This is a genomic window from Micromonospora sp. NPDC002717 (assembly GCF_040295705.1).
Lineage (GTDB): Bacteria > Actinomycetota > Actinomycetes > Mycobacteriales > Micromonosporaceae > Micromonospora.
In genome coordinates this window covers 1-14,318 of the sequence record NZ_JBEOVW010000042.1, presented here as the reverse complement: position 1 = coordinate 14,318, position 14,318 = coordinate 1, and the positions used below count along the sequence as shown (strand labels likewise).

The 14,318-nt window shown below is 74.3% G+C and carries 14 protein-coding genes; 6 read left to right on the top strand and 8 right to left on the bottom strand.

The annotated features are described in order from the left end of the window. The first annotated feature begins 49 nt into the window (after positions 1-49). Positions 50-829 carry an alpha/beta hydrolase gene (locus ABT006_RS32420; RefSeq protein ID WP_350712292.1) on the top strand — a complete coding sequence of 260 codons (780 nt, stop codon included), beginning with the start codon at positions 50-52 and terminating at the stop codon, positions 827-829. Positions 830-896: 67 nt separating this feature from the next. Here the strand turns inward: ABT006_RS32420 and ABT006_RS32415 are convergent, their stop codons facing one another. The 4 genes from ABT006_RS32415 to ABT006_RS32400 form a co-directional block, all read right to left on the bottom strand. After that, positions 897-1,403, bottom strand: coding sequence for a DinB family protein (locus ABT006_RS32415; protein ID WP_350712291.1), 507 nt, complete (start codon positions 1,401-1,403; stop codon positions 897-899). A gap of 189 nt (positions 1,404-1,592) precedes the next feature. Beyond that, on the bottom strand, positions 1,593-2,465 hold the full coding sequence (locus ABT006_RS32410) for a M15 family metallopeptidase (protein WP_350712290.1): 873 nt from the start codon (positions 2,463-2,465) through the stop codon (positions 1,593-1,595). A gap of 122 nt (positions 2,466-2,587) precedes the next feature. Further along, on the bottom strand, positions 2,588-3,403 hold the full coding sequence (locus tag ABT006_RS32405) for a peptidylprolyl isomerase (protein ID WP_502891046.1): 816 nt from the start codon (positions 3,401-3,403) through the stop codon (positions 2,588-2,590). A gap of 150 nt (positions 3,404-3,553) precedes the next feature. Next, entirely contained in the window at positions 3,554-4,813 is a 1,260-nt protein-coding gene (locus tag ABT006_RS32400) for a D-alanyl-D-alanine carboxypeptidase family protein (RefSeq protein ID WP_350712289.1), read from the bottom strand. A gap of 268 nt (positions 4,814-5,081) precedes the next feature. Here ABT006_RS32400 and ABT006_RS32395 point away from each other — a divergent pair, with 268 nt between their 5' ends. The 4 genes from ABT006_RS32395 (at position 5,082) to ABT006_RS32380 (ending at position 7,423) form a co-directional block, all read left to right on the top strand. After that, entirely contained in the window at positions 5,082-5,414 is a 333-nt protein-coding gene (locus ABT006_RS32395) for a cupin domain-containing protein (RefSeq protein WP_350712288.1), read from the top strand. Then, positions 5,411-6,199 (top strand): YwiC-like family protein, encoded by a 789-nt coding sequence (locus tag ABT006_RS32390; RefSeq protein ID WP_350712287.1) that lies wholly within the window; start codon positions 5,411-5,413, stop codon positions 6,197-6,199. Before ABT006_RS32395 ends, ABT006_RS32390 begins: the two co-directional genes overlap by 4 nt. A 90-nt stretch (positions 6,200-6,289) precedes the next feature. After that, positions 6,290-6,901 carry a flavodoxin family protein gene (locus tag ABT006_RS32385; protein ID WP_350712286.1) on the top strand — a complete coding sequence of 204 codons (612 nt, stop codon included), beginning with the start codon at positions 6,290-6,292 and terminating at the stop codon, positions 6,899-6,901. A 9-nt stretch (positions 6,902-6,910) separates the two neighbouring features. Further along, positions 6,911-7,423 carry a class I SAM-dependent methyltransferase gene (locus tag ABT006_RS32380; protein WP_350712285.1) on the top strand — a complete coding sequence of 171 codons (513 nt, stop codon included), beginning with the start codon at positions 6,911-6,913 and terminating at the stop codon, positions 7,421-7,423. 1 nt (position 7,424) lies between these two features. Here ABT006_RS32380 and ABT006_RS32375 read toward each other — a convergent pair whose 3' ends face one another. Together ABT006_RS32375 and ABT006_RS32370 are read right to left on the bottom strand one after the other, a co-directional pair. Further along, complete coding sequence (locus ABT006_RS32375) at positions 7,425-8,165, bottom strand: MerR family transcriptional regulator (RefSeq protein ID WP_350712284.1); 741 nt, start codon at positions 8,163-8,165, stop codon at positions 7,425-7,427. Positions 8,166-8,297: 132 nt separating this feature from the next. Beyond that, complete coding sequence (locus tag ABT006_RS32370) at positions 8,298-10,271, bottom strand: hypothetical protein (RefSeq protein WP_350712283.1); 1,974 nt, start codon at positions 10,269-10,271, stop codon at positions 8,298-8,300. A 369-nt stretch (positions 10,272-10,640) separates the two neighbouring features. Between ABT006_RS32370 and ABT006_RS32365 the strand changes: the two genes are divergently transcribed. Further along, complete coding sequence (locus ABT006_RS32365) at positions 10,641-12,914, top strand: ATP-binding cassette domain-containing protein (RefSeq protein ID WP_350712282.1); 2,274 nt, start codon at positions 10,641-10,643, stop codon at positions 12,912-12,914. Between the two features lie 69 nt (positions 12,915-12,983). Here ABT006_RS32365 and ABT006_RS32360 read toward each other — a convergent pair whose 3' ends face one another. Beyond that, the gene (locus ABT006_RS32360; RefSeq protein WP_350712281.1) at positions 12,984-13,232 is read right to left on the bottom strand and encodes a hypothetical protein; all 249 of its coding nucleotides are present in this window, start codon (positions 13,230-13,232) and stop codon (positions 12,984-12,986) included. A 125-nt stretch (positions 13,233-13,357) separates the two neighbouring features. Then, positions 13,358-13,777, bottom strand: a complete 420-nt coding sequence (locus tag ABT006_RS32355; protein ID WP_350712280.1) for a protein-tyrosine phosphatase family protein — start codon at positions 13,775-13,777, stop codon at positions 13,358-13,360. Positions 13,778-14,318 lie beyond the last annotated feature (541 nt).

Here is a 14,318-nt window from a genome sequence, read left to right as displayed (position 1 = left end):
CGCACCGCCCCGGTGGGCGCCGGCCGAGGATGGGCTACGGTCGACGACCGTGGCCCTGATGCGTGCTGACTTCTACTCCGAGGTGCTCGGTCTCAGCACCTCGATGACGGTGCTCCTGCCGCAGCGAACCTCCTCGCAGATCGGCATGGCCGGCAGTGCCCCGGACGGGGACCCGCCCGTGCTCTACCTGCTGCACGGCCTGTCCGACGACGACACGATCTGGCTGCGCCGCACGTCCATCGAGCGGTACGTCGCGCCGCTCGGCCTGGCGGTGGTGATGCCCCAGGTCGGGCGCAGCTTCTACAGCGACGAGGAGCACGGCAACCGGTACTGGACCTTCCTCAGCGAGGAGTTGCCGGGGCTGTGCCACCAGTTCTTCCGGCTCTCGGCGCGCCGGGAGGACACCTTCGTCGCCGGGCTCTCGATGGGCGGCTACGGGGCGGTGAAGTGGGCGCTGCGCGACCCGGGCCGGTTCGCGGCGGCGGCGAGCCTGTCCGGCGCGCTCGACGTGGCCGGCCGCCGGCACCATCCGGCCCACCCGATCGACGCCCAGGTCTGGCACACCGTCTTCGGCGAGCGCGCCGTCGCCGGCAGCGACGACGACGCCGTCGCCCTGCTCGACAAGGCGGGCACCGACCTGCCCGCGCTCTACGTCGCCTGCGGCACGGAGGACTTCCTGTACGAGGACAACCTGACCTTCGTCGCGGCGGCCCGCGAGCGGGGCGTCCCGCTCACCGTGCACTTCTCCCCCGGCGCGCACGACTGGGCGTACTGGGACGCGAAGATCCAGGACGTGCTGGCCTGGCTGCCGCTGCGCGCCGACGGCTGACCGCCGCGCCCGGGCGCCCCCGCTGCCGTCGCTGCTCCCCAGGCGCCGGCGATGCCGTCGGTGCCGGTCAGGCGCCGACGGTGCCGTCGATGCCCTCGCGCAGGAAGTCGGCGTGGCCGTTGTGCCGCGCGTACTCGTGGATCAGGTGCAGCATCACCAGCCGCAGCGACACGTCCTCGCCCCACCTGGCGTTGTGGCCGGTCACGTCGAGCGACTCCGCCTCCCGCTCGATCCGGCGGGAGTGCGCGACCTCCCGCTGCCAGGCGTCGAACGCCTCCGCCCGGGTGGCGCCGCTGGCGTCGTACGCCACCTGGAAGTCGCCGGAGTCCGACCAGACCAGCGGGACGTCCTCGCCGTCGATGGTCCGCCGGAACCAGTTGCGCTCCACCTCCGCCATGTGCCGGACGAGGCCGAGCAGTGACAGCGTGGACGGGGGCATCGACTGCCGGCGCAGGTCCTCGTCGGACAGCCCGTCGCACTTCATGGCGAGGGTCGCCCGGTGGTAGTCGAGGAAGGCGCGGAGCATCTCGCGCTCGCCTCCGGTGAGCGGTGGGCCGATGCGTTCGGTGGTCACTGCCGGCTCCCCTCGCCGACGACGCGCCGCCGTCGGAGTGTCCCGCGGGCCCGCGCGGCGCCCCTCCCGAGGCGATCATGCCGGACGGGCCCGCCCCGCGCCGCATCGCGTCCCGCCGCGCGCCTCGCCGAGACCGGCCCTTGCCCCGCCGCGCCGATCGCCCGCCGCGCCGGCGGGCCGCTCCGCCGGCTATCCGCTCGGCACCGAGGTGCGGGCCACCGGCACGTCGAAGTAGGTGTCCGGCCAGGGCTCGTCGCGGTAGCGGTAGTGCCACCACTCGCGGTCGTAGTTGACGAAGCCGCCGTCGGTCATCAACTGCCGCAGCAGCCGCCGGTTCTCCCGCGCGGTGCCGGTGATTCCCGGCGAGTCGGTGTGCGCGAGCGGGTCGAAGCAGTCGAAGCCGGTGCCCATGTCGACGCTGTTGTCGCCGAACCGCTGCCCCCTGGGGGCGGTGCAGGAGACCAGCGGCTGGCCCGGGGCGTACGGGGCCTGGGTGGGGGTCGGCACGTCGACCAGGGTCAGGTCGAGCGTGCTGCCCCGGCTGTGCGCCGTGGGGGCGCCGATGTACCCCTCGTCGAACAGCTTCGACTTCGCCACCCGGGGATAGAACTCGGCCTTCATCTGCTGCTCGCCGGGCTGTTTCGCCCAGGTGACGAAGTCGTCGGCGGCGCGCCGGGGGCGGTAGCAGTCGTACACCTTCAGGCTGCGGCCCCGGGCGAGCGCGGCGTCCTGCACCCGGCGCAACGCCTCGGCGGCCTGCCGGGTCAGCAGGCAGAGCGGTTCGAGGTAACCGGCGACCGGCCGGCCGACGAAGTTGTGCGCGGTGGCGTACCGGATGTCGGTGCGGATCCTCGGGTCGACGTCGGTGAGGACGACGAAGCCCGGCGCGCGCGGCGTCGCGGTCGCGGTCGGGGCCGCCGACACCGACACCGACACCGACGGCGACGGCGACGGACCGGGCCGGGTGCAGGCCGGCGCCAGCGCCGTGACCACCACGGCCACGGCGACGGCCCGGGCGGCGGCGCCCCGGGGCCGCCGGCCGGCCCGGCCCGCCCTGTCCACGCCTCCTGTCTATCAGGGTGCCGGCCCGTCGGACCCCGGGTCCGGCGACAGGCGTACGCGCGGGAACCGCCAGCCCCGCCCCCGCCCGGCCGAGGGACGGCCGGGCGGGGCGGTGGAGACGGTCAGTGGTGGTGGTGCCGGACGGCCCGGCGGATGTCGACCGGCAGGGCGGGCGCGCCGTCCACCGGCGCCGGGTCCTCGGCCGTGGGGGCGATGCCGCCGGCGGCGATCCGGTCGAGCGTGGCCAGGCCGGCGGCGTCGATCGAGCCGAAGACGGTGTAGTTGGGGCGCAGCGCCGAGTCGGACTGGACCAGGAAGAACTGGCTGCCGTTGGTGTCCGGGCCGGCGTTGGCCATGGCGAGCGTGCCCCGGGCGTAGAGCCGGCGCACGCCGGTCGGGTCGGTCGGTGCCGGCGGCAGGTCGGTGGGCAGTTCGTCGAGGTACCGGTAGCCGGGGCCGCCCGAGCCGGTGCCGGACGGGTCACCGCACTGGAGCACCTTCAGCGTCGGGTACGCGGTGAGCCGGTGGCAGGAGGTGCGGTCGTAGAAGCGATGCCGCACCAGGTGCAGGAAGCTCTGCAGGGTGCACGGCGCGGCCTCGCGGTCGAGCGTCAGCCCGATGGGCCCCTGGTTGGTCCGCAGCGTCACCCGCACCGTGCCCCGGTCGGGCGTGCGCCTCGGGTCGGGCGGCAGCGGAACCGGCCGGGCGGCCGGCTCCTCCGGTGTCTCGGTGTAGGCGCACGGTCCCGGCGTGACCCGGGGACCGGCGGCGGAGCCGGCCGGGGACCCGGCGGGCGCGGCGACCGCGGCGGCGCCGCCACCGGTCACCAGCGCACCCGCCACCAGGGCCACCCCGGCGAGGCGGGTCAGCGCGCGGGCCGGTCGGCGGGGCGCCGCGATCGACGGCGGGACGGGGTGCGGTCGGGATTCGCTCGGCACGTGGATCCTCCCTGGACGTGCGACACCAGAACGACCGGAGTCTATGGACCCCGTCGCCGGTTGTCGATCCGCTCCGCACCTGCGGCGACCTGCGGCAGGTGGGTGGCCACGAGCACCTGGTGGCTGCGGCGACACACGTCCCGCCCACGGTCAGGGGGTCCGGCGCCGCCCCGCCCGGCGCCGCCAGAGCAACGCCACCGCCGCCAGCCCGAGCACGGCCACCGCGAGCGCGGCCGCGGGCCACCGTCCGAGCAGCCCGTCCTCCAGCGGGCCGCTGGCCGCGGCCGGACGAGGTTCGCCGGCGGCGGCGAGCGCGGGCGGCGTGGCGGCCGCCGAGGCGGCCAGTTCCCCCGGCTCGACGAGCCGGCCGACGGCGGAGTCCCGGGGCAGCGAGAAGCCCCAGTCGAGCAGCGCGGCGCCCTGCTCCCAGCCCCGCGCGGGCCGCGGTTCGGCGCCGAGCAGCGTGACGACCAGTCGGCGGCCGCCCCGGTGGGCCGCCCCGACGTAGGTGTGCCGGGCCAGGTCGGTGAAGCCGGTCTTGCCGCCGAGCGCCCCCGGGTAGCGGTAGATGAGCTGGTTCTCGTTCTGGATCTCGAAGCCCTTGGTCCGCTGCGCCGGCTGGGCGGGGATGCGGTGGGTCTCGGTCAGCGCGTACCGGCGGAAGGTGGGGTCGGCGAAGCAGACCCGGGCGATGAGCGCCAGATCGTACGCGCTGGTGAACTGGCCCTTCCCGTCGAGGCCGGACGGGGTGACCGCGTGGGTCTGCAGGGCGCCGAGCCGGTGCGCCTCCTCGTTCATCGCCCGTACGCCGCCGGCCATCCCGTCCGGGCCGCCGCCGAGGCGGGCCAGCAGGTTGGCCGCCTCGTTGCCGGACTGCAGCAGCAGCCCGAGCCAGGCGGTCTCGATCCGGTAGCGCCCGCCGGCGACGAGCCCGACGGCGGAGGAGCCCGGCTCGATGTCCATGTCGCCGTCGGTGACGGTGACGACCTGCTTCGGGTCGAGCCGGGGCAGCATGGTGGCCGCCAGCAGCAGCTTCTGCACGCTGGCGGGGGTGCCGTACTCGTGCGGGCCGCAGCCGCCCAGCACCTGGCCGGTGTCCAGGTCGGCGACCAGCCACGAGGTCGCGGTGACCGCCGGCGGTCGCGGCACCCCCGCGGGGACGACCAGGCCGGCGGTGGCCAGCGCCGGCCCGCCCACGGCCCGCTCCTCGGGCACGGCCGGCGGCGGCGACGGGCGCGGCGGCCGGGACACCGCCGGCGCGGGCGCTTTCGGGCACGGTGCCGGCGGCACCGCGCCGGACACGCCCGGCAGGGCGGCGGTACGAGCGGTCGGGGCGCCCGCCACCGGGGCGGGCGCGCCGGCGGCGAGGAGGACGGCGGTCGCCGTGGCCGCCAGCAGCCGAACCTTCATGCCCCGCACCCTAGTCGGCCCGATCCGGGGGCCGGGCCGGCTTCCCGATGCCCCGGCGGCCGGCGTGGCGGCGAGAACGGAGAGGTCCGCCGCCGCGGGCGACCCGGGCGGCCGGATTCCGGGACCATCGGCCCTGCCGCCGGGCGGGTCCGGCGCGGAAGCTGGTAACCGAAAGCGGTAGACGATCTTCCGGTTTGCGCGACGGTCGGCGCCGCACGGACTGCCCCGCCCCGCGCACCGGCGCGCCACCTCACCGGAAGGACGCACGATGGAAGGCCACTCGCTGACCCGCCTCGCCGACGAACAGCTCGCCGCCGCCCGGGAGGCCGACAGCGGGCGCAGCGCCCACAACCTGCACCGCGGCCGGGACCGCCGGTTGCGGCAGACCCTGCTCGCGCTCCGGGGCGGCCGCTCGCTCGACGAGCACGACAGCCCGGGCGAGGCGACGCTGCAGGTGCTCCGGGGGCAGGTACGCCTGGTGGCCGGCGACGAGTCCTGGGAGGGCCACGCCGGCGACCTGGTGGTCGTCCCGCCGCGGCGGCACGCGCTGCACGCCGTGACGGACGCCGCCGTCCTGCTCACCGTGACGCCACGCCCGTGACCGCCGTCCCCGCCCGCCGTCGCCGCCCGGCCGGACCGCCCACGGCGACCACCACCGGCCGCGCGCGGGCCGGGGGCCGGTCACCCGGCTGGCTGCCGCCGCAGCACGGCGCCTGGGCGATGCTGCTGCTGCCGTTCCTGGCGGCGGTGACCGTCACCGGCCCGCACCCGCTGCACCTGCCTCTGCTCGGGGCGGTGCTCGCCGCCTACCCGCTGTCGTACTTCGGGTTGCAGGCGGTCAAGACCGGCCGGTTCCGGCGGGTACGCCCGCAGTTGGCCGCGTACGGCGTCGCCACCGCGCTCTGCGCCGCGCCGGTGCTGGCGGCCCGGCCGGCGGTCCTCGCGTACGCGCCGCTCTACGGCGTCCTGGCCGTCGTCAACGCCGGCTACGCGCGTCGGCGCCGGGACCGGGCGCTCGTCAACGACCTCGCCTTCGTGGCGCAGTGCGGGCTGCTCGGGTTCGTCGTCGCCACGGTCGCCGGGGTGCCGCCGGCCCGGGTGACCGGCGCGACGGTGGTGGCGCTCGGCTACCTCGTCGGCACGATCCTGTACGTCAAGACGATGATCCGGGAGCGGGACAGCGGTCGGTACCGGTGGGCGTCCTGGGCGTACCACGCCGTCGCCGCGCTCGCCGCGGCGCTCTGGGCGCCGGTGCCGGTCGCCCTGGTCTTCGCGGCGCTGCTGGCCCGGGCCGTCGCGCTGCCCGGGCGCCGGCTCACGCCGAAGCGGGTGGGGCTGGTCGAGACGGCGTGCACCCTGCTGGTGCTGGCGGCGGTGGCCGTCTGAAACCCGGCCGGTTGGTCGTGCGGCGGCAGGGCGACAGCGGCCGCGATCCGCCGATCCCCGCGGCCGCCGGGGTGGGTACATTCGACCCCGATGGACATCGACGGTGCGGTCAGGCGCTTCCTCTTCCTCCTGGGTAGTTCACGCCCCGGTGGCAACACCGAACTCCTGGCCCGACGCGCGGCAGCCGCGCTGCCGGCCGGTGTCGAGCAGCGCTGGCTCCGCCTCGCCGACCATCCACTGGCGCCGTTCCACGACATCCGACACGGCCAGTTCCCTCCCCCGCCGTCCGGCAACGAGGCGCTGCTGCTGACGGAGACCCTTGCCGCGACCGACCTGGTGATCGCCTCACCGGTCTACTGGTACAGCGTCAGCGCCCCCACCAAGCTCTACCTCGACCACTGGTCGACCTGGCTGCGGCTGCCCGGTGTCGATTTCCGGCCCCGCATGCGCGGCCGCACGATGTGGGCGGTCAGCGCCCTCAGCGACGAGGACCCGGCCAAGGCGGACCCGATGGTGAACAGCCTGCGGATGAGCGCCGACTACCTCGGCATGCGATGGGGCGGTGCGCTGCTCGGCCACGCCGACCGCCCCGGCGACGTGCTCGGCGACGCGACCGCACTCCGCGCCGCGGACGCCTTCTTCGCCTCGACGGCGCTCGGCGAGGCACGGGACGGGCGGGTCGCGGGGCGCGCGTCCGGCTGACCGCAGGTCATGGCCAGGGCCTCGGCCGGCCGGGCCGGACAACACCGCGTCGGCGACGCCCTCGCGCTGCCGCTACGCGACTCCACGATGGACGCCGCGTGGCTGTCCACGATGATCCATCACGTCGCCGACCTGGACGCGGCGGCCCGCGAGCTGCGCCGGGTGCTCCGGCCGGGCGCGCCCGTGCTGATCCGCTCGCCGTTCCCCGGCCGGCACCAGCGGATCGCCCTGTTCCACTGGTTTCCCGAGGCGGTCCGGGTACTGCGGCGCTACCCGGACCTCGCGCGGGTGCGCTCGGCGTTCGCGGCGGCCGGGTTCACCGTGAGCAGCGTCGAGCCGGTCGCGCAGACCACCGCCGCGTCGCTGGCGGAGCTCGCCGAGCACCTCGACCGCCGGGCCCACACCCCGCTCCAGTTGATCACCGACGAGGAGTACGCCGGCGGCCTGGCGCGACTGCGGGCCGCCGCCCGCGAGGCGACCGGCCCGGTCGTCGACCACCTCGACCTGTTGGTGCTGCGCTGAGTCAGGCCGGCAGCGTCGGGTCGCGGTGCCGCAGGTAGTCGTACAGCGCCGCCGAGGCGCGCAGCCGCCGCAGGCTGCGCCGGTGCAGCTCCTGCTCCCGCCGGGCCAGCTCCGCGTGGACCCGTTGGGCGCTGCCGGTCGTGCGCATCTCGTCGAGCACGGCCGCGATGATGTCGAACGGGTACGCGCCCCGGCGCAGCAGCGCGACGACCTGTGCGGCACGCAGTTCGGCCTGGTCGTACACCCGGTAGCCGGTGCCGCGCTCGCGGACCGGCCGGACCAGGCCGCGTTGCTCCCACAGCCGTAGCTGGGAGGTGCGGACCCCGACCAGGTCGGCGACCGCGCCGATGCGCACCCCGCGCCGCGGCGCCGGCAGGGTCGCCGGCGGGCTGGTCACCACGGTCTCGAACGCGCCGAGCACCCGCCGGATGTCCGCCCGCTCGCGGTCCAGCTCGGCGTGGCCTCCGTCGAGCGCCGCCAGCGCCGCCGCCAGGTCGCCCCGGTGCACGGCGGCCATGATCTCCCGGGTACGCGCCCAGCCGTGGCCCTCGGCCATCCGGCGGGCCACGGCCAGCGCCCGGAGGTGGTCGGCGGTGAAGATGCGGTAGCCGGCGGGGGTGCGTTCGACCGGTGGCAGCACGCCCAGGTCGACGTAGTTGCGGACCTGCTGGACGGAGATCCCGGCGGTCGCGGCGAGGTCCACGGCCCGCAGCCGGCCACTGCCCTTCCGCGCGGTCACCACCGGGCCACCGTACCGCCCACCCACCGGCCGGAACTTCGTGCCCGCCCGGCGGTCGACGCCGGGGATGTGCGGAAGGGCCCCTTCCTGTCCACGACTCGACAGGAAGGGGCCCTTCAGACCGGGCCGGCGGGCTCAGCGCGTGAGCCGGTACAGCTCCCCGCCCCGGGCGTAGTACATGACGCCCGACGCGTCCATCGTCCACACGTCGCTGATGCCGGTGGCCAGCTTCTCGACCGAGAGCGTCTCGGGGTCCACGCAGGCGACCGTGGTCCGGAAGTTGCCGCACACCGCGCCGTCCGGCGCGACCGCCAGGTGGTCGCTACGCCAGACGTGGGAGACGTTCCAGTCGAAGGGCTCCACCTCGACGGTCCGGACCACGGTCCGGCTGACCGGGTCGAACTCGAAGAGGGTGCCGACCGTGGACCCCCAGATCCGGCCGTCCGGCGCCACGATCAGCCGGGTGATCGCCTTGGCGCCCGGAATCGCGGTGCCCTCCCAGACCTTCGTCGCCGTCGCCGGGTCCCAGAGGAAGAGCTTCGCCTCCGTCTGGGTGGGCGCGATGCCGAGCCCACCCCAGATGCCGGTGCCACCCAGGATCAGGTTCCCGACGGTGGCCAGGGCGGTGACGCTCTGCTCCGGCACGACGTTGCGGTGCACCTCCTTCGCCCCGGTGGCCGGGTCGACGAGCGTCAGCGCCCCGCCGAGCTGGCCGTACTCCGGGATGGTGCCGAAGGCGATCCGGTTGCCGACCCCGGTGATGGCGAACGGCCGGTCCTGGTGCTCGGTGCGAAGCGTCGCGAACTGCCGCGGGTTGGTGCCGCGCACGACGGGCTTGGTCGGGTCGAGTTCGAGCAGGTTCGCGCCCGGGTACACGCCGGCGTAGATCTTGCCCTGGTAGGAGTGCAGGCCCTCGGCCTGGCCGAGCGCCCCGGCATTCTCGCTGAAGGCGCCGGTCGTCGGGTCGTAGGAGGTGATGCCGCCGCTCGGGTAGGCGCTGGACCAGATCTTGCCGTCCGGGCCGGCCTCGACCGTCTGCAGCTGGGCGGGCAGCCCCTTGACCCCGGCGGAGACGACCTTCTTGGCGCCGGTCTGCGGGTTGTAGTAGGACAGGTTGCCGCTCAGGCTGATCGTGACGAGCGTCCTGCCGGGCCACGCCGGGTCGTCCAGGTGCGCCCAGCCGAATCCGCGGGCGGTGCCGAACCCGGTGAAGCTGGTCGGGGTGAGCGTCCGGGTGTCGAGGTTGTAGGCCATCAGGCGGCCGGCCGAGGAGCCGAAGTAGACGTTCTTCTTCGCGTCCGGCGGGGAGAAGTTCAGGCCCGCGGCGGTACCGAGTTCGCCGATCCACCGGCCGGCCTTCAGGTCGTGAACGAGCACCTGGTTGCTGTTGGCGAGCCGGGCGAAGAGCGTGTGCTGGTAGACGTCGAGGTCGTAGACGAACTGCTCGCTGCGGTACTGCTCGGGCAGCGGGATCTCCCGCCGTTCGCCGGAGTCGACGTCGACCTCGACGAGCCGGGCCACCGTGCCCAGGCCGACGTAGATCTTGCCGTTGGCGACGCCGATGCTGCGCGCGTACTGCTCGCCCGGCCAGATCTGCCCGTAGTCGCGGACCGCACCGGTGCGGTGGTCGAACGAGTAGACCTTGCCGGTGGGGAAGGTGCCGACGAAGACCCGCTCCCCGTCGTTGGCCAGGCGCCACGTCGTGGTCTCCCCCGGCACCGGCGAGCCCAGGTCCTCCACGTGGTCCGCACCGGGCCGGTAGCGGAACAACTTGCTGTCGGCGCCGATGTACGCGGTGCCGTCCGGGGTGACGGTGCCGCCCCACGAACCGCCGGCACCGGGCAGCGGCAGGGTCCGGACCACCGTCGCGGTGCGGGTGTCGATGACGTTGAGCGCGCCGGTGGTCCCGCGTGCCACGGCGTACGCGTAGTCGCCCGCGGGCGTGGAGCCGAAGGTCGCACCGTAGATGGCCAGGTTGTGGTGCGGCACGCCGACCAGGGTCTCGGTCGGCGTGGCGGCCACGGCCGGGGTACCCGACACGGCGGTGGCGGCGACGAGGGTCGCCACGATGGCGACCGACGCCAGGCGGCGGCGCTGCTGGAGAGGCATAGGCATCCCTTCTGCGATTTCGGCCATCACCGTAAATCTCGGCACATCGAAGGTCAACCACGGATCGCAGCGACTTCGTGCATCGCAGCAGACCTCACCGACCAGACTCCACTCAGGACGCCGGTTACGGTCCAGCCGTTATCCATCGGCGCCGGTTTGACGCGCCACCTCCCACGTGGATCGCACCCTTCGGACGCCAGCGTCACCCCTGCTTACACGTTATTTGAGACTTCCCGTACCTCTCTGGGCGTGGGAGGCAGGCCAACGCGGCAGAACCCTCCACACGCACGTCAATGAGACGATCGAAGGAAGCCGCCCCCGAAGACACACCCGGGCGGAACCCCGCCCACAATCTCGCGAAGGGTTCGCATGCAGCAGCCAGCACGGTCCGCCGCCGACAGCCACGACATGATCGAGGTACGCGGAGCGCGGGAGAACAACCTCGCGGCCGTCTCCGTCGACATCCCCAAACGCCGGCTGACCGTCTTCACCGGCGTCTCCGGGTCGGGGAAGTCATCCCTGGTCTTCGGGACCATCGCCGCCGAGTCGCAACGCCTGATCAACGAGACCTACAGCGCCTTCCTCCAGTCGTTCATGCCGAGCCTGAGCCGGCCCGACGTCGACTCGCTGCGCAACCTGACCCCGGCCATCGTGGTCGACCAGGAGCGGATGGGCGCCAACTCCCGCTCCACGGTCGGCACCGCCACCGACGCGTACGCGATGCTGCGGATCGTGTTCAGCCGACTCGGCACCCCGCACGTCGGCGGCGCCGGGGCGTTCAGCTTCAACCTGGCCGAGGGGATGTGCCCGACCTGCGAGGGCCTCGGCCGGGTCTCCGACCTCGACGTCAACGAGATGGTCGACGTCGAGCGCTCCCTCAACGGCGGCGCGGTCACGGTGCCGAACTTCGCCGTCGACTCCTGGTACTGGCAGACCATCGTCAACTCCGGCCTGTTCGACCCCGACGTCAAGCTCCAGGACTACACGCCCCAGCAGTGGGAGGACTTCCTCCACAAGCCGGCCACCAAGATCAAGGTGGGCAGCAACAACTGGACGTACGAGGGCCTGGTGGTCAAGGTGCGCCGGCTCTACCTGGCCAAGGACCGCGAGTCGATGCAGCCGCACATCCGCGCGTTCGTCGACCGGGCGGTCACCTTCACCACCTGCGCCGCCTGCCGGGGCGCCCGGCTCAACGAGGCGGCGCTCTCCTCCCGGATCGCCGGGCGCAACATCGCCGAGTGCTCGGCCATGCAGATCAGCGACCTGGCCGGGTTCGTCCGCGGCATCGACGACCCGTCGGTCGCCCCGCTGGTCGGCAACCTGCGTGAGCTGCTCGACTCGCTGGTGGAGATCGGCCTCGGCTACCTCAGCCTCGACCGCGAATCCGCCACCCTCTCCGGCGGCGAGGCGCAGCGGGTGAAGATGGTCCGGCACCTCGGCTCCAGCCTCTCCGACGTCACGTACGTCTTCGACGAGCCGACCGTGGGCCTGCACCCGCACGACATCGCCCGGATGAACGACCTCCTGCTGCGCCTGCGCGACAAGGGCAACACGGTGCTGGTCGTCGAGCACAAGCCGGAGACCATCGCGATCGCCGACCACGTGGTCGACCTCGGGCCGGGGGCGGGCGCCGCCGGCGGCCAGGTCTGCTACACCGGGGACGTGCCGGGCCTGCGCCGCTCCGACACCCTCACCGGCCGCCACCTCGACCACCGGGTCCGCCTCCGCGAGCACGCACGCCGGCCGTCCGGCCACCTGTCGATCCGCGGCGCCGACCTGCACAACCTGCGGGACGTCAGCGTCGACATCCCGCTCGGGGTGCTGACAGTGGTCACCGGCGTGGCCGGCTCCGGGAAGAGCTCGCTGATCCACGGCTCGCTGCACCGCCGCGACGGCGTGGTGGTCGTCGACCAGACCCCGATCCGGGGTTCCCGGCGCAGCAACCCGGCCACCTACACGGGCCTGCTGGACCCGGTCCGGACGGCCTTCGCCAAGGCCAACGGAGTCAAGGCGGCGCTGTTCAGCGCCAACTCCGAGGGCGCCTGCCCCACCTGCAAGGGAATCGGCCTGGTCTACACCGACCTGGCGATGATGGCCGGCGTCGCCTCCGTCTGCGAGCAGTGCGACGGCCGGCGCTTCACCGACGAGGTGCTCACCTACCGGCTGCGCGGGAAGAACATCAGCGAGGTGCTCGCCATGTCGGCCACGGAGGCCCGGGACTTCTTCCCCAGCGGCTCGGCCCGGGTGATCCTCGACCGGCTGGTCGACGTCGGGCTCAGCTACCTCACCCTGGGGCAGCCGCTCAACACCCTCTCCGGCGGCGAGCGGCAGCGGCTCAAGCTGGCCATCCACATGGCCGACAGCGCGAGCACCTACGTGCTGGACGAGCCGACCACCGGCCTGCACCTCGCCGACGTGGACCAGTTGCTCGCGCTGCTGGACCGGCTCGTCGACGCCGGCAACACGGTCATCGTCATCGAGCACCACCAGGCGGTCATGGCGCACGCCGACTGGCTGATCGACCTCGGGCCCGGGGCGGGGCACGACGGCGGCCGGATCGTGTTCACCGGCACCCCGGCCGATCTGGTCGCCCACGGCGACACCCTGACCGCCCGCCATCTGCGCGAGTACGTCGGCCGCTGAGAAGGCGGCGCGCCCTGGTCCCGGTGCCGCAGACCCCGGGACCAGGGCAGCCACGCGGCACGGGAACGCTCATCGGCCGGGCAGCGGGACGGCCCGGGCGGTCGGGGCCGCCAACCGGCGCACCCAGCGCCGCAGCGGCGGCACCGAGGCGGCGACGGGGGTGAGCAGCCCGACGGTGATCAGCAGGGCGTCGAGGAAGAGCGTGGCGAGCACGACGAGCACGGCCAGCGACGCGACCGTGCGGGCGATCGTCGGCACCGGGCGCGCGGCGGCGCGGTGCACACCGCGGTAGCGGACAAGGGTGCGGGGTGGGGCCATCGTGCTGGTACCTGCCTCAAGGTTCGGACGAGGTGTCCCTCTTACCCACCGTGAGCTGCGCAAACCTCACCGATGACACGAACCACGACAAGGTGGCCGGCCGTGCGTGCCACGATCGCGCCGGATCAGGCGAGGCGGCGCAGCCAGCGACGCTGCCAGGGGGTCTCCACCGCCCGCGGCCGGTAGGCGGCGCGCACCCAGTCCACGGCCCGCTCCGGCGGCAGCCCGTCCAGGATCGCCAAACCGGCCAGCGCCGTACCCGTGCGTCCGGTGCCGCCCTTGCAGGCCACCTCCACCCGTTCGCCGGCGCGGGCCCGACGCAGCGCCTCTGTCAACGCGTCGACCGCGTCCGCCCGGTCCAACGGGACCCAGAAGTCCGGCCACCGGATCCGCCGGTGCGGCCACGCCGGCGCCGGCCCAGGCGCCAACAACAGGGCGAAGTCCGCAGACGAGGCCACGTCGGCGACGCGGCGCCCGCGCACGGCCGCCCCACTCGGCAGTACGACCACACCCGGCTGGTCGCGCCACTCCCGCTGCACATCCACCGGCCCATTCTGCCTCCCCCGCGCCCACTCCCCCGCCCCGCCTCGCAGTACGCGAGGTCGTGGCGGCGTCGACCCGCACGGGTCCGCCACCGTCGCCACACGAGGACGAACGCGGACAGGAGACAGCGCCGCCCCCGGGCCGGATCGGCACGGGGGCGGCGCTGGGCGTCGGTGTGCAGGTCGCCTCTCGGCGCGTGGCGCGACGCGGCTCCAGCCGAACGGTATTCCGCGAAGGCAATTCAGGTGAGGCCCGGGGACACTGGGCACACCGACACCTCATTCAACCAGCCGACGGCCGTCGGTGTTCCCGCACCTGCCGTACTTTCCCGGCCGGCCGGCTGTCGGCTGGTGAAGATGTGCCGCTGGCCGGCGCCCGTGTCGGGTGCCGGCCAGCGTTCCCCCTTGTGGTGGAAAGTCTGTCTCTGGTGTCAGTTGTTCCAGTGTTCGGCGACGAGGTCGGCGGCCTGCTGTTCCCACTGGGCGTAGTGGTCGGGGTACGCCGACACCTGCACGGTCTGTGCGGCCTCGGTCAGGGGCATGT

What these genes read in the sequence shown, in the direction of transcription:
- ABT006_RS32400 (WP_350712289.1), bottom strand. Translation starts at nt 4,813, where the DNA reads ATGAAGGTTCGGCTGCTGGCGGCCACGGCGACCGCCGTCCTCCTCGCC.
- ABT006_RS32395 (WP_350712288.1), top strand. Translation starts at nt 5,082, where the DNA reads ATGGAAGGCCACTCGCTGACCCGCCTCGCCGACGAACAGCTCGCCGCC.
- ABT006_RS32385 (WP_350712286.1), top strand. Translation starts at nt 6,290, where the DNA reads ATGGACATCGACGGTGCGGTCAGGCGCTTCCTCTTCCTCCTGGGTAGT.
- ABT006_RS32380 (WP_350712285.1), top strand. Translation starts at nt 6,911, where the DNA reads ATGGCCAGGGCCTCGGCCGGCCGGGCCGGACAACACCGCGTCGGCGAC.
- ABT006_RS32370 (WP_350712283.1), bottom strand. Translation starts at nt 10,271, where the DNA reads ATGCCTCTCCAGCAGCGCCGCCGCCTGGCGTCGGTCGCCATCGTGGCG.
- ABT006_RS32365 (WP_350712282.1), top strand. Translation starts at nt 10,641, where the DNA reads ATGCAGCAGCCAGCACGGTCCGCCGCCGACAGCCACGACATGATCGAG.
- ABT006_RS32360 (WP_350712281.1), bottom strand. Translation starts at nt 13,232, where the DNA reads ATGGCCCCACCCCGCACCCTTGTCCGCTACCGCGGTGTGCACCGCGCC.